This is a genomic window from Phaeovulum sp., from assembly GCF_047638075.1.
GTDB lineage: Bacteria > Pseudomonadota > Alphaproteobacteria > Rhodobacterales > Rhodobacteraceae > UBA6197.
In genome coordinates, this window is the sequence record NZ_JBLJBV010000066.1 from 39321 (window position 1) to 59985 (window position 20665).

Sequence of the window (20665 nt, forward strand, 5' to 3'; positions counted from 1 at the left end):
TCGCCGTTTTTCCCTATGTTCCAAGGTCTGGCAAAACCTGCTGACTGTCCATAGCGCGCGCCTGATTACCTTGTTCATCATCAAGAACGGCAATACAGGCGATGCGCCCCGGCAACAGCACCGCACCGATTTGAGCAAGTTTTTGCCGATTTTCAGGATGCGGGACCATCTGTTGCAACTGTGGTGTTGGCGCGAGAATCGTTTCGTGTAATAACGTTGCCAAGTTTACGGTGAATTTGCAGTCAAGCCGCCAGGTTAAGGCGGCAAAGAAGAAGCAGGACAGGCGATCTCACATGACCATCACGACGCTCTCACGGCGCGGCCTTTTGGGTGCCTTCGCGGCAACACTGATCACAGCGGCCCCCAGCACCTCCAACGCATTCGGAATCCTCAGAGGCGCTGGCGATATTCGACGCATTCGCATGTACTCTGGGCGCACCGGTGAAAGCCTTGATACGGTCTATTGGATCGAGGGCAAATACATCAAGGAAGCCCTGAACGAAATCAACCACTTCATGCGCGATTGGCGGACCAACCAGGTGATCGCAATCGACCCGCGCACGATTGACATTGCTGCGGCCTCGCATCGGCTGATGGACGTGAATGAACCTTACATGATGTTGTCGGGGTATCGCTCACCCAAGACAAACGCGGCGCTGCGTGCGCATTCGCGTGGTGTGGCAAAAAATTCCTTGCACATGCGCGGTCAGGCGGCCGATCTGCGGCTGAAATCGCGCTCTGTCGGGCAGATTTATCAGGCCGCCACAGCCTGCCACGCGGGTGGCGTTGGCCGATATGCACGATCAAACTTTGTCCATATGGATTGCGGCCAAGTCCGCACCTGGAAAGGCTGAGATCAAAGAAAATACTTGAAAACAGCGCCGCTTTTGCGGCGTTTTTCTTATCCCCCGAACTTTCGCGCGCCGTCCAGCGCCAGCCCCGTACCGACACTGCCCAACAGATCCCCCGTCGCAATGGGAACCCCGGGCAGCACCGCCTGAACCGAGGCCCGCAACACCGGCAGGCTGCTGGAGCCGCCGGTCATGAACACGGTCCCGATGTCGCCGGCGTTCAATCCTGCCTGGGTCAACACCTCTGACAGTTTTTCCTGGATCCGCGCTATGGCGGGCGCAATTACCCGCTCGAACGCGGCGCGGCGCACCCTTACATTTGGCCCGCCGGTAAAGGGCGCAATCTGCAATACCCCATGTTCATCCTCTGCCAGGGCAATCTTGGCCGCCTCGGCAGCCATGGCAAGCGAATGACCGTGCCGTTTTTCAACAACGCTAATCATTCTGCCCAATAGTTTCGGTTGCTCGGCAATCTTGCGCAAAGCCTTCAGATCTGCCAATGCCCGGTCCGTATAAAGCAGGTTGATGCGGTGCCAGGTGGCAAGGTCAATGAAATAGTGGCGCGGCATCGGCCCCTTGCCGTTGATTTTTTCTGACCCGAGCCCCAATTGCGGCATCGTTGCGCGAAGGCTCAACAACCTGTCAAAGTCGGTGCCGCCGATGTGCGTTCCGTCATTGGCCAGAATATCGCTCTGGCGGTCGGTTTTTCGGGCGCGCTCAGGGGCGACCCGCACGATCGAAAAATCAGAGGTTCCGCCCCCGATATCGACGATCAACACCAGTTCTTCGCGCGACACACCCTGTTCGTAGTGCAATGCCGCCGCGATAGGTTCATACTGAAAGGCAATCTGGGTGAACCCCTGGGCCCGGGCAATCGTGCGCAACACGTCTTGCGCCGCGGCATCTGCTTTTGGGTCGCCATCCACAAAATGCACGGGTCGCCCCAACACCACGGGCAACATCCTTCCATCGGTCTCTGCCATCAGGCGCGCCTGCATATGCTGAAAGAAACGCCCGATAATTTCCTGAAACGTCAAGACACGGTTCCCGATACGCGTTTTTTCATGGATGAGCGGCGTCCCGAGCGTGCTTTTCAGGCCGCGCATCAGGCGGCCGTCTTCGCCGCTGGTATAAGCGGCAATCGCCGCGCGGCCAAATAGCGGCGCTGCGCCCTCGGCATCCCAAAAAACGGCACTTGGAATTGTCGGGTGGCCCGCCTCTAGCGCGATCAGCCGCGCCTTTCCGGCGCTTGTTACTGCAAGGGTCGAGTTCGATGTGCCGAAATCCAACCCGCAAGACGTCAACTGCATGAAACCTGCCTGCCCCAAATCTGAAAAGCGTTAGCTAACGGGATGCACCACTGGTGTAAAGCCGGTGCTGCCGGGTAAGGGCTGCGGCATGGGCTGGGAATATGGCGGGTTCGATATTTCTGCAAGAAAATATCGCTTGCTACCTGGCTGCGCCACTTGATATGTACAATGAAACATATCGGAGACAGAGCTAGCCATGACCCTTCCCTTTCTGCCCCGCCGTGCCATGCTGATTTGCGCATTCGCACTAACCCCTCTGGCTGCCCCGGCGCTGGCGGATGATATTACCGTTTTTGCTGCGGCAAGTCTCAAGAACGCCTTGGATGCGATTGCCGCCGACTGGCAGGCACAAACCGGCGACACATTGGCCATTTCCTATGCCGGCAGCTCTGGTCTGGCCAAGCAGATCCAGCAAGGTGCGCCCGCCGATATCTTTATCTCGGCGGCGGTCAATTGGATGGATGTGCTAGAGGCGGACGGCCTGCTTAAACCCGATAGCCGGACGGATCTGCTGGGTAACACGCTTGTCCTGCTGGCCCATGGCGCGGATGTCGCCCCCGTTGTGATCGACGCGAACCTTGATCTTTTGGGGCTGCTGGGTGGCGATAAACTGGCGATGGCGATGGTGGATTCGGTTCCCGCCGGGCAATACGGCAAAGAGGCGCTGACCCATCTGGGCCTATGGGAAAGCGTAGCACCACAGGTGGCACAAGCTGAAAACGTGCGCGCCGCCCTTGCGCTGGTGTCAACCGGTGAGGCGCCTTTTGGTATCGTTTACGCGACTGACGCGGTGGCAGACGCGAACGCAGGCAACACTTCAACGATAATCGGAACCTTTCCCGCCGACAGCCACAGGCCAATCATCTACCCCGCCGCCCTGATCGCGGGCAAAGACAAGCCCGCCGCGGCCGCTTTTTTTGCGGCGCTGACCACCCCGAACGCAAAATCAACCTTTGAAAAGCAGGGGTTTTCTGTTCTGGTTCCGTGAATGTTGATTGATTGGCTTTCCCCTGACGAATGGCGCGCGGTGGCATTGTCGCTGCGCGTTTCCTTGTGGGCGACGCTGCTTAGCCTGCCATTCGGGGTGCTGATAGCCTGGATACTGGCGCGCAAACGGTTCTGGGGGCATGGGGTGTTGAACGGGATCGTACATCTGCCGTTAATTCTGCCGCCAGTGGTCACCGGGTATTTTCTGCTGCTGACCTTTGGGCGGCGCGGGCCGGTTGGCGCCTTTCTGGACCAGACCTTCGGCATCGTGTTCGCATTTCGCTGGACCGGGGCGGCGCTGGCTGCGGCGGTGATGGCCTTTCCGCTGATGGTGCGCGCCATCCGGCTGGCGCTTGAGGCTGTGGACCCAAAGCTGGAACAGGCCGCAGGCACGCTTGGTGCGAACCGAGCATGGGTTTTCGCCACCGTGACTCTGCCGCTGATTGCGCCGGGCATCATTACCGGGGCGATTTTGGCCTTTGCCAAGGCGATGGGCGAATTTGGCGCGACAATCACCTTTGTTTCCAACATTCCGGGTCAAACCCAGACCCTGCCCTCAGCGATCTACGCCTATTTGCAGGTGCCGGGGGGCGAGGCATCCGCCGCACGGTTGGTTGTGGTTTCACTGATCATCGCCATGACCGCGTTGATGCTGTCGGAACTGGTATCGCGCCGGGTGGCGCGGCGGATCGCGGGGGGATGAGGATGGTTCCTTCGCTTTCGGTTGATCTGACGCATGATTTCGGCAGCTTTTCGGTTGATCTGTCGTTTAGCGCACCTGCGGGGCTGACGGCGCTGTTTGGCCATTCCGGTTCCGGCAAAACGACAGTTATCAATGCTGTCGCGGGGTTACTGCGCCCCGACCGGGGCCGCATCACGGTGGCCAACCGGGTGCTGCTGGACACGGCCACCCGCACCAGCATTGCGCCGCACCGACGCAAAATAGGCTATGTCTTTCAAGAAGCGCGGCTTTTTCCGCATCTGACGGTACGGCAGAATCTGTTTTACGGCCATTGGTTTGCGGCGCGCACCCCCCCTGGTGTTGCCCCCGAAAGGGTGATCGAGATGTTGGGCATTGGCGCGCTGTTGACCCGCCGCCCCGGTGCCCTTTCAGGGGGCGAGCGGCAGCGTGTGGCCATCGGGCGCGCGCTTTTGTCCAAACCCCAGATCCTGTTGATGGATGAGCCCCTTGCCGCGCTGGATGAGGCGCGCAAGACCGAAATCCTGCCCTATCTGGAACGGCTGCGCGACGAGACGCAAATCCCCATTCTCTACGTCAGCCATTCCGCAGCCGAGGTGGCAAGGCTGGCGACCACCATTATCGTGCTGGATCAGGGGCGGGTTCGCCATGCCGGCCCCAGCGCCCGGATTCTGGCCGACCCAGAGGCCGCGCTCAGCTTTGGCACGAACGAGGCCGGCGCGCTGATCACTGCGCGCATCGCTGCACATGAGGACGACGGCTTGACCCGGCTTGAAACGTCGGCCGGGCCGATCTGGCTGGCGCGGGTCGAAGGTGCGCCGGGCACCGAGGTGCGCGTACGGCTGCATGCCTCGGATGTGATCGTTTCGCGCAGCCGGCCGGACGGGCTTTCCGCGCTCAATATTCTGCCAGCCACCGTTACGGCGCTGGATAGTCGCGGCGATACGCGCGCCTTTGTGCAACTGCGGGCCGGGAATGAGCTGATCCTTGCAAGGCTGACCGCCCGTTCTGCCAACGCATTGGCGCTTACCCCGGGAACGGGGTGCTATGCCATCTTAAAATCCGTGGCGGTGGTCAAGGGGGATATCGGCCGCTAAAAACTCGGTTTATTCAGGGCGGCGCCAAACCCAGTAAAGGGACCCAGATGGCGCCAAGGCGCGCAAAACGGTAGCGCCCGGCCTACGCACGGCAAACCGCCCGCCGCGACAAGCCGATGCCAGCACCTCTTTGGGCCGCTTTATCAGGCCCCCTCCCGGCCGGTGGCTGGCAAATGATTGTGCGGCATTGATTTGACCCGGACCCGGTTTCAATCAAAAGAGGTGGAACTTGCCTCTGGTGCGCGCATCTTATGCCCTCTATCAACAAAAGGCGGTTGCAACGACCTGCCTTGGGGCCGCTATAACCGGATCCTATTGATAATAAGGCAAAACATGAGTTCTGTTACGATTTCAAAACGCCTTGTCGCGATCAATTCTGCCAGCTCACTGGTCGCAAAGGTCGCCAATATGACCGTGGTGCTGTGGATGTATCAGTACCTGCTGAAATATGTCTCGGCCGATGAATTCGCGGTCCTGCCGGTGGTGATGTCGCTCATGGTGTTTGCACCGCTGTTTTTTTCGTTCTTCACCGGCGGCATTGCGCGTCATCTGGTTGATGCCTACGCCAAGGGCGACAGGCTGCGGGCAACTACTATCGTCTCGTCGATCTTTCCGTTGGTGGCGGCGATGGCTTTGGTATTCTTGGTCGCCGGTATCGTGCTGGCGTTCTTCATCGGGGATGTGCTGAACATCGTTCCGGGGATGGAGCGCTCTGCGGGTTGGATGATGGCGATGCTGTTGGGCAGCTTTGCCCTGCAAATGCTGGGCCTGCCGTTTGCGGCGGGCTTTCATATCCGTCAGCGGTTTTTGGAATTGAATCTTTGGGGGTTGGCGCGCGATTTGTTGCGCATCACGCTGCTGTTGGTTTTCCTCTTGGGCATCGGGCCGCATGTGATCTGGGTGTCGTTTGCCACGGCTATATCAGAGATAACCTACACCGGGGTAACGGTGTGGCGATCGCGCCAGATGGTGCCAGAGCTGCGGATGCGGCGCGACCTGTTTGAACCAAAGCTGGCCCGTCAACTGATGAGCTTTGGCCTTTGGACAACCGTTGGCCGGCTTGGCGGGCTGATGTATATCAACGCGGCAACCATTCTGTTGAACCTTCACGGCACCGCCATGGATGTCACCAGCTATTATATCGGATCGACGTTCTACCGGCAGATCGACAGCACAATCAGCCTTGCCGCACTACCCCTTCTTCCTGTGCTGACGGCGATGAACGCCTTGGAGGAACGGGAACGCCTTGCACGGACGGTGTTTCGCGGCGGGCGTTATGCGCTATGGGTGGCGCTGAGTATTGCAGTGCCGCTGACGATCTATTCGCGTGAATTCGTCGCGCTTTATCTGGGCCCGGACTATCCGCAGACGGCAATGGTGATCACGCTGTTCATGGTCATGTTTCCGTTCACCAACCCGACGATGTTGCTCGGGATGACGGCGATGTCCACGGCACGGGTGAAGGAATTCTTCCTGCCGGCATTCCTGTTTCAATTTGCGGGTTTGGTGCTGATGGGGGTGATGCTGCGCTTTACGGATCTGGGGGCCGTGGGGGTTGCCGTGGCGCTGAGTTTTATCACCATAGCGTCGCAGCTGACATATTTTTGGCCCCTGTGCCTGAACTTTACCGACGCCCGGTTCAAGGATTTTTCGGCTCTCGTTCTCAAACCGGGGTTGATGCCTGCTCTTGCCGGCATGTTTGCCTGGTGGGGTCTGGTCCAGATCAGGCCCATTGAAGGTTGGCGCGATCTGATCATTTATGGGTTAAGCGGTGAGGTGGTTTATTTTGTCGTTTTACTGCTGTTTTGCCTGAACGAGCGCGAAAAGACCGATCTGAAACAAGTGATCCTGCGGCTGCGTGGTCTTGTCCGCAAAAGGGTTTGAGGCGCAGATACTACCGCTGATTTTCCGCCCGGGATCAATCATTTGCATCGCAGGCGCTACGCCGCGTTCGTATTCGCGTCGTCGTTATTGAGGGGGCAGCGCTGCGGCCTTCCTTATGAAAAAAGGGCCCCGGTTTTCGTAAAGCGGTTGATTGGCACGAAAGGATCACCGTCTGGCGCCAGAAAGCCTGCCCCTTCAGGCGGGGTAGTGCCACCGGGTGTGCTGGCCTGTGGATGAAACAGAACCGTCATCCCCGCAGCAAGCCCCGCCGCCACGCCCAGCTTGCTGTCTTCGACCACGAGGCAATCTTTTGGCGCGCAGCCCAGCCGCTTTGCGGCCAACAAATACCCCTCTGGGTCTGGCTTGCCACGGTGCAGATCCGTGCGGCTGACCGTCACCGGCAAGATCAGATCAAGGCCCGTAGCGCGCAGGCACAACGCCACCTCATCGGCGGTAGAGTTCGACACGACCGCCATCGGAACACCCCGCGCCGCCAACGCTTCGGCCACACGCGAGACGCTTTCGCGTCGCGGAATGTTGGTTGAATGGGCTTTGTAGTGCCGCCATTTCAGGGTCAGCCAGTCTGCAAGGCTGATTTCGGTCCCGGTCTGCGCGACCATGGCGCGATGGACCTGTTCGGCGCTGGACCCGATCAGACCTTCGGTAAAGCCCTCTGGCAGGGTCAGGCCAAGCTCTTTTACCGCGCCGGCAAAGGCGCGCGCGTGGACCGGCTCGCTGTCGACCAGGGTGCCGTCCATATCCCATAAAACAGCCCGTTGCGTCACAACAGCCCCTCCTGAACAGCGTGCCCCACCTTGGCGTTGCAATAAAGTTGCGGATAGTTCTCTATCATTTCGTCACAATCCCTGGTCCAGAATCGGTTTAGCGCAGCGCGTCCCAAAGGCGGACCGTGGGTCGCGCTCTGGTGCCCCGAAACCTTTGAAATTGCCGCCCCGATTGCGACCCTATATCAACTTTTCCGGGGCAAGACAGGGCATAGCAGTTGTGATCCCGCCGTAGCCCGCAACGGCAAGCGTTTTCACGCCCGCCGCCGCGTTCCCGGTGTGCCTTGTGTCTGCTCAGGCGGGTTTCAGCCCGGCGCGATAGCGTTTTGCATTGGCGCGGTAATGCTCGGCCGAGTCCAGCAGTCGTTGGCGCGCCTCGTCATCCAGTTCGCGCACTACTTTTCCGGGGGCACCCATCACCAGACTGAAATCAGGGATGATCTTACCCTCGGTGATCAATGCGCCCGCGCCAATCAGGCAACCCCGCCCGATCTGCGCGCCGTTCAGCACTGTGGCACCCATGCCGATCAGCGACCCCGCACCGATGGTGCAGCCATGCAGCATTGCCTTGTGCCCAATGGTACAATTTGCGCCAATCACCAGCGGATAGCCCATATCCGTATGCAACACGCTGCTTTCTTGAATGTTCGATCCGGCCCCGACCCGGATTTCTTCGTTGTCCCCCCGCAGGGTGGCGCAAAACCAGACACTGGCGCCGGGCTCCAAAACAACCTTGCCGATCAGGTTGGCGTCAGGGGCAACCCAGGCGTCGGGCGCGATTTGCGGGACGATACCGTCAAGTGCATAGATCATCGGGCGTCGAATTCCTTGTTCAGGTTGCGGATAAAATCGGTCAGGCCGGGTTGGCGGTCGCGGCGCATCCGTTCGGCCCGCAGGATGGTTTTCAACTCGTCCTCGGCGGTGTCCAGATCCTCGTTCACCAGAACGTAATCATATTCCGCCCAATGGCTGATTTCTGATTGGGACTTGGCCATTCGCCCGGCGATGATCTCTTCTGTGTCCTGCCCGCGCCCGCGCAGGCGCGACTCAAGATCTGCGATCGACGGCGGCAGGATGAAGATCGACACCACATCCTTACCAAGGGACGAATTGCGGATCTGTTGCCCGCCCTGCCAATCAATATCGAAAAGCGTATCGCGGCCCTCGTGCATCGCCGCCTCGACCGGGGATTTGGGGGTACCGTAGAGGTTGCCGAACACCTCGGCATGTTCCAGCATGTCGCCCGCCGCAACCATCGCCTCAAATGCGGCGCGGTCGCGAAAGAAATAGTCGTGACCGTCTTGCTCGCCGGCGCGCGGCGCCCGCGTCGTTGCCGAAACCGAGAATTTCAGCGTCGGATCCCACGCCATCAGCCGTTTGGCCAAGGTCGATTTGCCCGCCCCCGACGGCGATGACAGAATGATCAAAAGCCCTTTGCGGGTCATGGCTTACTCCACGTTCTGGATCTGCTCGCGCATCTGGTCGATGGTGTGTTTGAGGTCAAGCCCGATCGCAGTCAAGATGGTAGAGCCGGATTTTGAGCATAGGGTATTTGCCTCACGGGTAAATTCCTGGCTCAGGAATTCAAATTTGCGTCCCACGGGCGCGGGGTCGGCCAAAAGCGCGCGGGCCGCGGCGATATGGGCGGTAAGGCGGTCTATTTCTTCGGTGACATCCGCCTTGATCGCCAGCAGGGCCAGTTCTTGCGCAACGCGGTTCGGGTCTGCGGCCGGGGCGCTGTCTATCACGCGTTGAAGGGCGGCTTTGAGGGCGGCGGCAACCTCGGGGCGGCGCGCATTGGCGGCCGCAAGCGCGGCGGCGGTCAGCGCCTCTATACGGTCCACCTGGGCGGCAATCACGGCGCCAAGTGCGGCGCCTTCTGTCGCCCGCGTGCTGTTGAAATCCGTCAAAACGCGGGTTAGATCCGCCAGCAACACCGTGCGCAAGGCGGTGGTATCGGGCAGATCGGGGCTGTGCTGCTCTGTGACACCGCGCAGCGCCATGATGTCGCTTGCACGGGTCGGGGCCAGCGTCAGGCCGCGTTCGCCGGCCTCATACTGGATATGGGCCACAGCGATCAAGGCAGCCGTCAGCCCATTGGGGCTGACGCGTGGCAAATCCGCGCCCTCATTATGGGTCAGCTTCAGGTTCACCGTGACATTGCCCCGCGCCACCACCTGCCCCACAGCGGCGCGCACCATCGGCTCGAGCCCGCCAATACCGTCTGGCAGGCGCAGGCGCAGATCCATCCCCTTGCCGTTGACGGCGCGCACCTCCCACATCCATTCGTGGTTATGGGCGGCCCCCCGCAGGCTGGCAAAACCGGTCATCGAGATTGTGCGGTGTATTGGATCAGGCTTAACCATATATTACTTTTGTTCCCCCTCGGGTCGAGAAATGGCGTATCTTAACACTTGAGTAATCATGATGGATTTCAGGCCAACACTAGCGCGATCAAGGCGCGACGTGACAGCCCGAAAGCAAAGGCGGCGTGAAATGTCGCAGCGCAGCAACAGGCGGGTTTGATGTGAGACTAGGTCAAGGGTCTTCGGGCAAGGTGGTCGCAATGGGTGAACTGGACAGGGGTAAGGGCAATCGGATCGCAGCCGAGGTGCGTGCCTATTGGGAGGGGTTGCGCAACGGTCGTCTGGTTCCGACCCGTTCTGACGTGGACCCGCGCGGAATCGAGCGCGCATTGGAACACGCCTTCCTTTTGGAACGGATTGCGCCCGGTGCTGCACGGTTCCGGGTGGCAGGCATGCATCTGAATGACCTGATGGGCATGGAGGTGCGCGGTATGCCGCTGACCGCGTTCTTTACCCCGACGGCCCGCAAACGGATAAGCGACATCCTTGAAAGCGCGTTCAACAGCCCCGAAGTGGCCGATCTGACGCTGAATGCTGAAACTGGTTTTGGCAAACCCGCCCTGCAAGCGCGGTTGTTGATCCTGCCGATGACGTCGGATTTAGGGGACGTCAATCGCGCCTTGGGCTGTCTGATCGCAGAAGGCGCGATCGGGCGAAGCCCGCGCCGGTTTGAACTGGCCAAGGCGCAGATTAGCCCGATAATCGCCGGTAGCGTGATCGGACGCCGCCAATCGCCGGCGGCAACACTGCGCCAGACCGGCCTTGCCGAGGCGCCTGCCCATTTTGCCCCCGCCTTACCGACGGCCACGCCACAGATGACACCAGAAGCGCGGCGGGCCATGTTGCGGCTAGTTCGGTCTGACGATTAGGCCCTGCCCTTTTGAAAAACCAGAACGGCGGCCGCGCATCGGGCCGCCGTCTTGGTTTTCAGCCGATCAAAGGCCAGAGGCTTGCCTCATCATCCGCCGGTCTTTCAGCTCTTCCGCAACGAGGAACGCCAACTCCAGCGATTGGCTTGCGTTCAGGCGCGGGTCGCAGGCGGTGTGGTAGCGCGATTGCAGATCTTCGTCGGTAACGGCGCGCACCCCACCGGTGCATTCGGTCACGTCCTTGCCGGTCATCTCGAAATGCACACCACCAGGGATCGTGCCCTCGGCCTTGTGGACAGCAAAGAATTCGCGCACCTCGCGCAGGACCGAATCAAAGGGCCGCGTCTTGTAGCCCGAGGGCGATTTGATCGTGTTGCCGTGCATCGGATCGCAGGTCCAGACCACCTTGGCGCCTTCGGATTGCACCGTGTTGATCAGGCGCGGCAGGTGGTCGCCCACCGACCCCGCCCCAAAGCGCGCAATCAGCGTCAGCCGCCCGGCCTCATTTTCGGGGTTCAGCTTGGCCAACAGCACCTTCAGATCCTCGGCCGTCATCGAGGGGCCGCATTTCAACCCGATCGGGTTTTGCACGCCCCGGCAGAATTCCACATGCGCCCCGGCAGGTTGGCGGGTGCGGTCACCGATCCACAGCATATGGCCGGACCCGGCCACAGGCAGGCCCGTGGTGCTGTCGACCCGGCACAAGGCCTCTTCGTATTCCAGCAACAACGCTTCGTGCGAGGTGTAGAATTCGACCGTGCCCAGTTCATGCGCGGTGTCCGAGGTGACGCCCGCCGCTGCCATGAAGTCCATCGCATCGGAAATCTGCCGCGCCACTTCACGGTAGCGCTGCGCCTCATCCTCTTCGGTAAAGCCGGAAATCCAGCTTTGGACGCGGTGAATATCGGCGTAACCCCCGCTTGAAAAGGCGCGCAGCAGGTTCAGACTGGCGGCGGCCTGGGTATAGGCCTGCAACATGCGGGCAGGGTCAGGGATCCGCGCGGCGGCGGTAAAGTCAAACCCGTTGATGATGTCACCGCGGTAGCTGGGCAGCTCGACACCGTCCACGACTTCGGTCGCGGCGGAACGCGGTTTGGCAAATTGCCCCGCCATCCGGCCGATCTTGATCACCGGAACCTTTGCGCCCCAGGTCAGCACGATGGCCATTTGCAGCATCACCTTGAAGGTATCGCGGATGTTGTCGGCCGAAAACTCGGCAAAGCTTTCGGCGCAGTCGCCGCCTTGCAGCATGAAGGCACGGCCCTCGGCCACTTCGCCCAGATAGGATTTCAGCCGCCGCGCTTCGCCCGCAAAAACCAGGGGCGGCATCTTGGCCAGATTTGCCTCGACCGATTGAACAGCGGCGATATCGGGATATTCCGGCATCTGCACGCGCGGCAACGCACGCCAGTCAGATTTCGTCCAGCCCTTGGTCATGTCCATCTCCTTCGCCTCGTTCGCGGTAACGGGCGCCTTATACGCGGCCCGCGCACCTGACGCAAACCCTACTGCGGGCCTTGGACGCTAATATAACTCTGCCTCTTGCGGGCGTCTGGTTTCCCTGATCTGGTGGGTCAAACGACGTCTTACGGGTCGCAAATGCACAATTCTCGTTCTACACGGCCCTTGTCTGGCCAATCACCCAATCGCCCCTTGCACACATACGCAGCGATCAAGCCACGCTGCTTTGTGTTTTTGCTGCTTGACCGCTTTACGCTGATGTCCTTTGCCGGCGCGATCGAGCCTTTGCGGCTGGCCAATCGCGTCTCGGGGCTGGACCTCTACGACTGGAAACTGGCGGGCGAAAACGGCACCGAAGCAATCTGCTCAAACGGCGCAAGACTGCGGCTGGACCAGGGGCTGACAGAAATTTCACGCGATGACACAGTGATGGTCTGCGGTGGTGTCGATGTTGCCGAGGCCACGACAAAGCCGGTGTTGAACTGGCTGCGCCGCGAGGCCCGCCGGGGGGTCGCTATTGGCGGGCTTTGCACGGGCGCATGGGCGCTGGCGCGGGCCGGTCTTTTGGATGGCAAGCGCGCCACGATCCATTGGGAAAATCAGGACAGTTTCATCGAGGAATTCGACGAGGTCCGATTGACGAAGTCGGTTTTTGTCGTTGATGGCAACCGGATGAGCACCGCCGGTGGCACCGCCTCGATTGACCTGATGCTGAAGATCATCGCCCAGGATCACGGCGAGGGGCTGGCCAATACCGTGGCGGATCAGCTGATCTACAACTCCATCCGCACCGATCAGGACAGCCAGCGCCTGTCGATCCCCACGCGGATCGGCGTGCGGCACCCGAAACTGGCGCAGGTGATTGGCCGGATGGAGGCGAATATCGAAGAGCCGATCAGCCCGGCAAAGCTGGCCGAAGAGGTGGGAATGTCCACCCGCCAGCTAGAGCGCCTGTTTCGCCGCTACCTGAACCGCAGCCCAAAACGCTATTACATGGAAATCCGCCTGCAAAAGGCGCGCAACCTGCTGATGCAAACGGAAATGAGCGTGATCAACGTGGCATTGGCGTGTGGTTTTGCCAGTCCCTCGCATTTTTCCAAGTGCTACCGCGCACAATATTCAACCACCCCCTACCGCGAGCGCGGCACCTCTGGCGGGTTCGACGAAAATGACTGAAGGCGCCCGTGGTGACGGCAGGACCGGGCACCGTTCGATCCACCCCCATACGACGTAGCGTAAGCCCGATCGTTTAGGGCACTTTCACCCTTTTCAACGCCCAATATACATCGGATGGGGATTTTCTTTTGATCTGACGCACACTAACCTCTGGCCCCAGAACAATGTTCCAACCGGGAGTGAGATAATGAAGAAACTGCTTTTGGCAACTGCCGCCATGGCCTTGATCGCTGGGGCCGCATCAGCCGAAGAAATCAAGATGGGAATTTCGCTGGGCTTTACCGGCCCGCTTGAATCGCTGGCCGGGCCGATGGCACTGGGCGCCGAAATGGCCATGAAAGAGGTCAGCGACTCGGGCAAACTACTGGGCGGGGCGACTGTGACGCCGGTCCGCACAGACAGCACCTGCATTGACTCGGCTGCGGCAACCGCGGGCGTTGAACGCCTGATCACCAGTGACCGGGTGTCGGGCATTGTCGGGGGGATGTGTTCGGGCGAAGCGACGGCCAGCCTGGTCAACGTTGCCGTGCCGAATGGCATGGTCATGATTTCGCCTTCGGCCACCTCGCCTGCGCTGTCGACGGTCGAAGATAATGGCCTGTTCTTTCGCACTTCGCCGTCGGATGCCCGCCAGGGCGACGTGATGACCCAGATCGTGATGGAACATGGCATCAAAGAAGTTGCTGTGACCTACACCAACAACGACTACGGCAAGGGCTTGGCCGATGCTTTCGCCGCCGCATTCGAGGCTGCGGGTGGCAAGGTCACGATCAACACCGCCCATGAAGACGGCAAGGCCGACTACTCGGCCGAAGTCGGCGCACTGGCGGCGGCTGGTGGGCAGGCGCTCGCGGTGGTCGGCTATGTCGATCAGGGGGGTGCAGGGATCGTGCGGGGCGCGATTGATTCCGGCGCTTTTGAAACCTTTGTGTTCCCCGATGGGATGGTGGGCCAAGGGTTGGTTGACAGATTCGGCAGCGAAATTGACGGCTCTTTCGGCCAAAACCCAGCGTCCGAAGGTGAAGGCCGTGAAACTTTCCTGAAATTGGCGGCTGAGGCCGGCTTTGATGGCACATCGGCCTATTCGGCAGAATCCTATGACGCCGCCGCGCTGATGCTGCTTGCCATGCAGGCGGCCGGCACGGCTGATCCGTCGGTCTACAAGGACAAGATCATGGAGGTGGCCAACGCACCGGGCGAAAAGATCCAGCCGGGCGAATTGGGCAAGGCGCTGGAAATTCTTGCAGCAGGCGGTGACGTGGATTATGTCGGCGGTTCCGCTGTTGAGATGATCGGCGCAGGTGAAAGTGCGGGGACATACCGCGAAGTCACCTTCAAAGATGGCAAAATGGAAGTGGTCGGCTATCGCTAAGCCCGGCCTGACAAACACCGCAGCCCGGAGGTTTCCGGGCTGTTTCAAAACGAAAACAAGTCGATAACGGCTGAACTTCATGTGAAACATGAAGATGGGGATTCAATGATCCGGGTCGAGAACCTGCATAAACACTTTGGCGGCTTTCGTGCCGTAGACGGCGCATCGCTGGAAATAGCCAAAGGCTCCATCACCGGGCTGATTGGCCCGAATGGCGCGGGAAAGTCAACACTTTTCAACGTCATAGCCGGGGTTTACCAACCAACATCGGGACGTGTCACGATGGCGGGCGAAGACATTACCGGGCTGGCCCCTCATCAGCTGTTTCACAAGGGGCTGCTGCGCACCTTTCAGATCGCGCATGAATTCTCAAGCATGACAGTGCGCGAAAATCTGATGATGGTGCCAGGCGGCCAATCTGGCGAAACACTGTGGAAAACCTGGTTTGCGCGCAAAAGGATCGCCGCGCAAGAGGTTGATCTACTGCGGAAAGTGGATGATGTCCTTGATTTTCTGACGATTTCCCATTTGCGCGACGAAAAGGCGGGAAACCTGTCAGGCGGGCAGAAAAAGCTGTTGGAACTGGGCCGCACCATGATGGTCGAGGCTAAAATCGTGTTTCTGGATGAGGTCGGGGCCGGTGTGAACCGCACCCTTCTTAATACCATTGGCGATGCAATCGTGCGCCTGAACAAGGAACGCGGCTATACGTTTTGCGTGATCGAACATGATATGGATTTCATCGGTCGCCTGTGCGATCCGGTGATCGTTATGGCAGAGGGCAAAGTTTTGGCACAAGGATCAGCCGCGAACATCATGCAAAATGAGGCGGTGATCGAGGCTTATCTGGGCACCGGATTGAAAAACAAGGTCGCGGCCGAACATCAGGCCCACCGATCAGGCGCAGGAGCCAGCGCATGAGCTTTCTTTTGGCCGAGAACATGACCGGCGGCTACGGCGCGACGGATATTTTACACGGCTGCACGCTGAAGGTCGAAAAGGGCCAGATCGCCGTTATTGTCGGCCCGAACGGCGCAGGAAAATCAACCGCCATGAAAGCGGTGTTTGGCATGCTAAAACTGCGCCAGGGTCATGTGATGCTGGACGGCGAGGACATCACCGCGCTAAGCCCACAGGCGCGGGTCGCCAAGGGCATGGGGTTCGTGCCCCAGACCAACAACGTCTTCCCCTCGATGAGCGTCGAGGAAAATCTGGAAATGGGCGCGTTTTTGCGCGCGGATGATTTCAGCGATACGATGGAACAGGTCTACCATCTGTTCCCGATCCTGAAGGAAAAGCGCAATCAGCCAGCGGGCGAATTATCGGGTGGTCAGCGTCAGCAGGTGGCCGTAGGCCGTGCGCTGATGACCCAGCCCAAGCTTTTGATGCTGGACGAACCTACCGCCGGTGTGTCGCCCATTGTCATGGATGAATTGTTTGACCGCATCATCGAGGTGGCCCGCAGCGGAATCAGCATTCTGATGGTTGAACAGAACGCCCGCCAAGCCCTTGAAATTGCAGACATGGGGTATGTTCTGGTGCAGGGCGCCAACCGATACACAGACACCGGGGCCGCATTGATGGCCGACCCCGAGGTCCGTCGCACCTTTCTGGGGGGCTGAGCCATGGATTTTCTCAACGCGCTGGTCGCCCTTTCGAATTACGTCCTGATCCCGGCGTCTGCTTATGGCGCACAGCTGGCGCTGGGGGCGCTGGGGGTGACGCTGATCTACGGCATCTTGCGGTTTTCCAACTTTGCGCATGGCGACACCATGGCCTTCGGGGCGGGCATCACCATTCTTTTGACCTGGGGGTTACAGGCGCTGGGGATCACGCTGGGGCCGTTGCCCACCGCGCTTTTGGCACTGCCTTTCGGCATTGCACTGACGGCCGCCTTTGTGCTGGCAACAGACCGAGCCGTTTATAAATTCTACCGGACGAAAAAATCCGCGCCTGTCATTTTGGTGATGGCCTCGGTCGGGGTGATGTTCGTCATGAACGGGTTGACCCGATTTTTGATCGGTGTCGATGAGATCCGGTTCGATGACGGGTTGCGCTTTATCATCACCGCGAGAGAGTTCAAGGCCGCTACCGGTCTGAATGAGGCGCTGGCACTGCGGTCAACCCAGGTCATTACCGTTGTAACCGCGGTTTTGGTCGTCTGGGCCTTGTTCTGGTTTCTCAATCGCACGCGGACGGGCAAATCCATGCGGGCCTTTTCCGATAACGAGGATCTGGCGTTGCTGTCGGGCATTAACCCTGAAAAGGTGGTTGCGGTCACCTGGATCATCGCGGCGGCCTTGGCCACTATCGCCGGAACGCTTTATGGGTTGGATAAATCCTTCAAGGCTTTCAACTACTTTCAGCTTCTTCTTCCCATTTTTGCCGCCGCGATCGTTGGCGGGCTTGGCAATCCTTTGGGCGCCATTGCCGGGGGTTTTGTCATCGCCTTTTCAGAGGTGGCGGTGACCTACGATTTTCGCAAGGTGGTGGGGTATCTTGCGCCCGGCGACTGGTCACCCGATGGCCCGATCCAACTGTTGTCCACCGAGTATAAGTTTGCCGTCAGCTTTGCGATCCTGATCATCGTGCTGCTGTTCAAGCCCACAGGTCTGTTCAAGGGGAAATCGGTATGAGCCAGCATCAGCCACAGGCCGCCTCGGGCGGGCGCTTGCGCGCGCCACTGTTGTTCGCCGCCATGGCCGCGTTGATCGTGCTAGAGGGCTTTTTAGGAAGCTGGAACTCGGCGCTTTATATCCTCAATACCGGGCTGATCGCAGCGATCATGGCGCTGGGGGTCAATATGCAGTGGGGCTATGCGGGGCTGTTCAACGCTGGTGTTGTCGGCTTTGTGGCTATTGGCGGACTGGCGCCGGTGCTGATTTCCATGCCGCCCAATCCGGGGGCGTTTTCGGCGGGGGGGGTTGGTATTCTTCTTGCCATCGCCATCGTGGTCGCGGTGGTGGCGCTGGCGATCACGGCCAACCGAAGGTTGACACCGCGTTTGCGCAAATTGGCCGTGCCGGCCCTACTGATCGGCGGGTTCTTTCTGTACCGCGGGGCGTTTGACCCTGCGGTAGAGGCCATTGAGGCGGTCAATACGGCTGCGGCGGGCAACCTGGGCGGTATCGGGCTTCCGGTGCTGTTTTCCTGGCCTGTCGGGGCGTTATTCGCGGCTGGCGCGGCATGGGTTGTGGGTAAGACGGCATTGGGGCTGCGGTCCGATTATCTGGCGATTGCGACACTGGGTATTGGCGAAATCATCGTGGCGGTCATCAAGAACGAAGACTGGTTGGCGCGCGGCGTGATGAATATCAACGGGATTCCCCGCCCCTGGCCTGTACCCTATGAGGTTACGTTGCAGTCCAGCCCCGGCTTTGTTGAACGCGCCGCCGCATTGGGCCTGGACCCGATCACAGCCTCAACCCTGCTGGTCAAACTTTGCTACACCGGGCTTTTGGCGCTGGTGCTGCTGGCGTTGATCTGGCTGTCACAGATGGCGCTGCATTCGCCCTGGGGCCGGATGATGCGGGCTATCCGCGATAATGAGACCGCCGCCGCCGCCATGGGCAAGAACGTCACCCGGCGCCATTTGCAGATTTTCATCATCGGATCCGCAGTCTGTGGCCTTGCGGGGGCCATGCTGATCAGCATGGACGGGCAGATGACACCCGGCAGCTACAATCCGCTGCGGTTCACGTTTCTGGTCTGGGTCATGGTCATCGTTGGCGGATCTGGCAACAACTGGGGCTCGGTTCTGGGTGCGATGCTGATCTGGTTTCTCTGGATCAAGGTCGAGGTCTGGGGGCCGCAGTTCATGATACTCGTGACCTCTGGGCTGGCAGAGGGCTCAGCGCTTAAAAAACACCTTGTTGATTCGGCGGCGCAGATGCGGTTGCTGACCATGGGGGTGATCTTGCTGTTGGTGCTAAGGTTCAGCCCGCGCGGCCTTATCCCCGAAAAATGATCCGCCGGGGCGGGGTGCTTGCCTGCCCTTTTCTTCCTTCTTGGCCAAAATCTGCCAAGAGGGTGCGGGGGCGTTGCCCCGCGCCTCTTGCATCAGCGCCAAGGCCGCCATATTCCGGGCCCCATGACACAGCATCAGCGCCTTCTTATCATCGACTTCGGCTCTCAGGTGACGCAGCTTATTGCGCGCCGCCTGCGCGAGCTGAACATCTATTGCGAAATCCATCCCTTCCAGAAGGTGACGGATGCGTTTCTGACCGAGTTTGCCCCCAAAGCCGTGATCCTGTCCGGCGGTCCGGCCTCGGTCTTTGCCGAGGGCGCGCCGATGCCCCCGGCCCGCGTCTTTGACCTTGGTGTGCCAATCCTGGGGATCTGCTATGGTCAGCAGGTAATGATGCACTGCCTTGGCGGGCGGGTTGAACGCGGCCACGGCACCGCCGAATTCGGCCGCGCCTATGTCACCCCCACAGGTGCGCCGCTGCCGCTGCTGGAGGGCTGGTTTGCCGACGGCCGCGAACAGGTCTGGATGAGCCATGGCGATCATGTGTCGCAAATCGCGCCGGGTTTTGCGGTTTACGGCACCTCGCCCAATGCGCCATTCGCCATCACCGCCGACCCTGCCCGCAATTTCTATGCGGTGCAGTTTCACCCCGAGGTGCATCACACCCCGAAGGGCGCGACGCTATATGAAAACTTTGTTCGCATCGCAGGCTTTACCGGTGACTGGACGATGGGTGCCTACCGCGACGACGCCATAGCACGGATTCGCGAACAGGTCGGCGATGCCAAGGTGATCTGCGGGCTTTCGGGCGGCGTTGACAGCTCGGTCGCGGCTGTTCTGATCCATGAGGCAATTGGCGATCAGTTGACCTGCGTTTTTGTCGACCACGGGCTGCTGCGGCTGGGCGAGGCTGAACAGGTCGTCACCATGTTTCGCGACAATTACAACATGCCGCTGATCCACGCCGACGAATCCGACCTTTTTCTGGGCGAGCTGGAAGGGGTGTCGGACCCTGAAACCAAGCGCAAGATCATCGGCAAACTGTTCATTGACGTGTTCCAAAAGCACGCGCATGACGTGGGTGGTGCCAAGTTTCTGGCGCAAGGCACGCTTTACCCCGATGTGATCGAAAGCGTCAGCTTTTCGGGCGGACCCTCGGTCACGATCAAGTCGCACCACAATGTCGGCGGCCTGCCCGAAAAGATGGGCCTGAAACTGGTGGAGCCGCTACGCGAGCTTTTCAAGGATGAGGTTCGCGCCTTGGGCCGTGAACTGGGCCTGCCCGAAAGCTTCATCGGCCGCCATCCCTTTCCCGGCCCCGGCCTCGCGATTCGCTGCCCCGGTGAAATCACCCGTGAAAAGCTGGAAATCCTGCGCAAGGCCGATGCGGTCTTTATCGACCAGATCCGCAAACACGGGCTTTACGACGAAATCTGGCAGGCCTTCGTGGCGATCTTGCCGGTAAAGACCGTGGGCGTGATGGGCGACGGGCGCACCTATGACTTTGCCTGCGCGCTGCGGGCGGTGACCTCGGTCGATGGGATGACCGCCGATTACTACCCGTTCACGCATGATTTTCTGGGGGAAACAGCCACGCGGATCATCAATGAGGTGAAGGGCATCAACCGCTGCACCTATGACATCACCTCAAAACCCCCCGGCACGATCGAGTGGGAATAACACCGCGCCTGACGCGGCCAGGGGCGTGAGGGTTTGCGCAATTTCGCATCTTTCACGTCCTTGCGGCGCCAGAACGACAGGGGCGCATCCCCACCCCTGGTCTGCACTGACGGCGGCTACCGCCCAGAGGATCGTCCGGGGCCACCCGTCATCCGCATCT

20 protein-coding genes are annotated in these 20665 nt (G+C 60.0%); 13 read left to right on the forward strand and 7 right to left on the reverse strand.

What is annotated here, in order from left to right; genetic code table 11:
- Positions 1–13: 13 nt before the first annotated feature.
- A complete protein-coding gene (locus tag ACM62R_RS10340; RefSeq protein ID WP_415183974.1) occupies positions 14–223 on the reverse strand; it encodes a hypothetical protein in 210 nt (69 codons plus the stop codon).
- A 70-nt stretch (positions 224–293) separates the two neighbouring features.
- On the opposite strand from ACM62R_RS10340, the gene ACM62R_RS10345 reads away from it, so the two are divergent.
- Positions 294–854: a YcbK family protein gene (locus ACM62R_RS10345; RefSeq protein ID WP_415183975.1), complete on the forward strand. Its 561-nt coding sequence runs from the start codon at positions 294–296 to the stop codon at positions 852–854.
- A 47-nt stretch (positions 855–901) separates the two neighbouring features.
- On the opposite strand, the gene ACM62R_RS10350 is transcribed toward ACM62R_RS10345, so the two are convergent.
- Positions 902–2161, reverse strand: a complete 1260-nt coding sequence (locus ACM62R_RS10350; protein ID WP_415183976.1) for an Hsp70 family protein — start codon at positions 2159–2161, stop codon at positions 902–904.
- Positions 2162–2357: 196 nt separating this feature from the next.
- Here ACM62R_RS10350 and modA point away from each other — a divergent pair, with 196 nt between their 5' ends.
- From modA to ACM62R_RS10370, 4 genes are all read left to right on the forward strand, one after another.
- Positions 2358–3149: a molybdate ABC transporter substrate-binding protein gene (gene modA / locus ACM62R_RS10355; RefSeq protein ID WP_415183977.1), complete on the forward strand. Its 792-nt coding sequence runs from the start codon at positions 2358–2360 to the stop codon at positions 3147–3149.
- Positions 3150–3851, forward strand: a complete 702-nt coding sequence (gene modB / locus ACM62R_RS10360; protein ID WP_415183978.1) for a molybdate ABC transporter permease subunit — start codon at positions 3150–3152, stop codon at positions 3849–3851. It begins immediately after the preceding gene.
- A gap of 2 nt (positions 3852–3853) precedes the next feature.
- Positions 3854–4945: a molybdenum ABC transporter ATP-binding protein gene (modC, locus tag ACM62R_RS10365; RefSeq protein ID WP_415183979.1), complete on the forward strand. Its 1092-nt coding sequence runs from the start codon at positions 3854–3856 to the stop codon at positions 4943–4945.
- 333 nt (positions 4946–5278) lie between these two features.
- Positions 5279–6829, forward strand: coding sequence for a lipopolysaccharide biosynthesis protein (locus ACM62R_RS10370; protein ID WP_415183980.1), 1551 nt, complete (start codon positions 5279–5281; stop codon positions 6827–6829).
- Positions 6830–6942: 113 nt separating this feature from the next.
- Here ACM62R_RS10370 and ACM62R_RS10375 read toward each other — a convergent pair whose 3' ends face one another.
- The 4 genes from ACM62R_RS10375 to ACM62R_RS10390 form a co-directional block, all read right to left on the reverse strand.
- Positions 6943–7614 (reverse strand): HAD family hydrolase, encoded by a 672-nt coding sequence (locus tag ACM62R_RS10375; protein WP_415183981.1) that lies wholly within the window; start codon positions 7612–7614, stop codon positions 6943–6945.
- A gap of 294 nt (positions 7615–7908) precedes the next feature.
- Positions 7909–8427 carry a gamma carbonic anhydrase family protein gene (locus tag ACM62R_RS10380; protein WP_415183982.1) on the reverse strand — a complete coding sequence of 173 codons (519 nt, stop codon included), beginning with the start codon at positions 8425–8427 and terminating at the stop codon, positions 7909–7911.
- Entirely contained in the window at positions 8424–9059 is a 636-nt protein-coding gene (gene gmk / locus ACM62R_RS10385; protein WP_415183983.1) for a guanylate kinase, read from the reverse strand. The genes ACM62R_RS10380 and gmk overlap by 4 nt, the downstream gene beginning before the upstream one ends.
- A gap of 3 nt (positions 9060–9062) precedes the next feature.
- On the reverse strand, positions 9063–9980 hold the full coding sequence (locus tag ACM62R_RS10390; RefSeq protein WP_415183984.1) for a YicC/YloC family endoribonuclease: 918 nt from the start codon (positions 9978–9980) through the stop codon (positions 9063–9065).
- Between the two features lie 200 nt (positions 9981–10180).
- On the opposite strand from ACM62R_RS10390, the gene ACM62R_RS10395 reads away from it, so the two are divergent.
- The gene (locus ACM62R_RS10395; RefSeq protein WP_415183985.1) at positions 10181–10849 is read left to right on the forward strand and encodes a PAS domain-containing protein; all 669 of its coding nucleotides are present in this window, start codon (positions 10181–10183) and stop codon (positions 10847–10849) included.
- Between the two features lie 66 nt (positions 10850–10915).
- Here ACM62R_RS10395 and ACM62R_RS10400 read toward each other — a convergent pair whose 3' ends face one another.
- Positions 10916–12286, reverse strand: a complete 1371-nt coding sequence (locus ACM62R_RS10400) for a class II 3-deoxy-7-phosphoheptulonate synthase (protein WP_415183986.1) — start codon at positions 12284–12286, stop codon at positions 10916–10918.
- A gap of 282 nt (positions 12287–12568) precedes the next feature.
- Between ACM62R_RS10400 and ACM62R_RS10405 the strand changes: the two genes are divergently transcribed.
- From ACM62R_RS10405 to guaA, 7 genes are all read left to right on the forward strand, one after another.
- A complete protein-coding gene (locus ACM62R_RS10405; protein WP_415184058.1) occupies positions 12569–13486 on the forward strand; it encodes a GlxA family transcriptional regulator in 918 nt (305 codons plus the stop codon).
- A 187-nt stretch (positions 13487–13673) separates the two neighbouring features.
- The gene (locus ACM62R_RS10410; protein ID WP_415183987.1) at positions 13674–14858 is read left to right on the forward strand and encodes an ABC transporter substrate-binding protein; all 1185 of its coding nucleotides are present in this window, start codon (positions 13674–13676) and stop codon (positions 14856–14858) included.
- A gap of 105 nt (positions 14859–14963) precedes the next feature.
- On the forward strand, positions 14964–15779 hold the full coding sequence (locus ACM62R_RS10415) for an ABC transporter ATP-binding protein (protein WP_415183988.1): 816 nt from the start codon (positions 14964–14966) through the stop codon (positions 15777–15779).
- The gene (locus ACM62R_RS10420) at positions 15776–16480 is read left to right on the forward strand and encodes an ABC transporter ATP-binding protein (RefSeq protein ID WP_415183989.1); all 705 of its coding nucleotides are present in this window, start codon (positions 15776–15778) and stop codon (positions 16478–16480) included. The genes ACM62R_RS10415 and ACM62R_RS10420 overlap by 4 nt, the downstream gene beginning before the upstream one ends.
- 3 nt (positions 16481–16483) lie before the next feature.
- Positions 16484–17494, forward strand: a complete 1011-nt coding sequence (locus ACM62R_RS10425) for a branched-chain amino acid ABC transporter permease (RefSeq protein ID WP_415183990.1) — start codon at positions 16484–16486, stop codon at positions 17492–17494.
- Positions 17491–18825, forward strand: coding sequence for a branched-chain amino acid ABC transporter permease (locus tag ACM62R_RS10430; protein WP_415183991.1), 1335 nt, complete (start codon positions 17491–17493; stop codon positions 18823–18825). Before ACM62R_RS10425 ends, ACM62R_RS10430 begins: the two co-directional genes overlap by 4 nt.
- A gap of 123 nt (positions 18826–18948) precedes the next feature.
- Positions 18949–20505 (forward strand): glutamine-hydrolyzing GMP synthase, encoded by a 1557-nt coding sequence (guaA, locus tag ACM62R_RS10435; protein WP_415183992.1) that lies wholly within the window; start codon positions 18949–18951, stop codon positions 20503–20505.
- The last annotated feature ends 160 nt before the right edge of the window (positions 20506–20665 follow it).

Coding starts and splice junctions, on each gene's coding strand:
- ACM62R_RS10395 (WP_415183985.1), top strand. CDS start 10,181: ATGGGTGAACTGGACAGGGGTAAGGGCAATCGGATCGCAGCCGAGGTG.
- ACM62R_RS10345 (WP_415183975.1), top strand. CDS start 294: ATGACCATCACGACGCTCTCACGGCGCGGCCTTTTGGGTGCCTTCGCG.
- guaA (WP_415183992.1), top strand. CDS start 18,949: ATGACACAGCATCAGCGCCTTCTTATCATCGACTTCGGCTCTCAGGTG.
- modC (WP_415183979.1), top strand. CDS start 3,854: ATGGTTCCTTCGCTTTCGGTTGATCTGACGCATGATTTCGGCAGCTTT.
- ACM62R_RS10430 (WP_415183991.1), top strand. CDS start 17,491: ATGAGCCAGCATCAGCCACAGGCCGCCTCGGGCGGGCGCTTGCGCGCG.
- ACM62R_RS10350 (WP_415183976.1), bottom strand. CDS start 2,161: ATGCAGTTGACGTCTTGCGGGTTGGATTTCGGCACATCGAACTCGACC.
- modB (WP_415183978.1), top strand. CDS start 3,150: ATGTTGATTGATTGGCTTTCCCCTGACGAATGGCGCGCGGTGGCATTG.
- ACM62R_RS10425 (WP_415183990.1), top strand. CDS start 16,484: ATGGATTTTCTCAACGCGCTGGTCGCCCTTTCGAATTACGTCCTGATC.
- ACM62R_RS10410 (WP_415183987.1), top strand. CDS start 13,674: ATGAAGAAACTGCTTTTGGCAACTGCCGCCATGGCCTTGATCGCTGGG.
- gmk (WP_415183983.1), bottom strand. CDS start 9,059: ATGACCCGCAAAGGGCTTTTGATCATTCTGTCATCGCCGTCGGGGGCG.
- ACM62R_RS10420 (WP_415183989.1), top strand. CDS start 15,776: ATGAGCTTTCTTTTGGCCGAGAACATGACCGGCGGCTACGGCGCGACG.
- ACM62R_RS10405 (WP_415184058.1), top strand. CDS start 12,569: ATGTCCTTTGCCGGCGCGATCGAGCCTTTGCGGCTGGCCAATCGCGTC.
- ACM62R_RS10370 (WP_415183980.1), top strand. CDS start 5,279: ATGAGTTCTGTTACGATTTCAAAACGCCTTGTCGCGATCAATTCTGCC.
- ACM62R_RS10415 (WP_415183988.1), top strand. CDS start 14,964: ATGATCCGGGTCGAGAACCTGCATAAACACTTTGGCGGCTTTCGTGCC.
- ACM62R_RS10390 (WP_415183984.1), bottom strand. CDS start 9,980: ATGGTTAAGCCTGATCCAATACACCGCACAATCTCGATGACCGGTTTT.
- modA (WP_415183977.1), top strand. CDS start 2,358: ATGACCCTTCCCTTTCTGCCCCGCCGTGCCATGCTGATTTGCGCATTC.
- ACM62R_RS10400 (WP_415183986.1), bottom strand. CDS start 12,286: ATGACCAAGGGCTGGACGAAATCTGACTGGCGTGCGTTGCCGCGCGTG.
- ACM62R_RS10380 (WP_415183982.1), bottom strand. CDS start 8,427: ATGATCTATGCACTTGACGGTATCGTCCCGCAAATCGCGCCCGACGCC.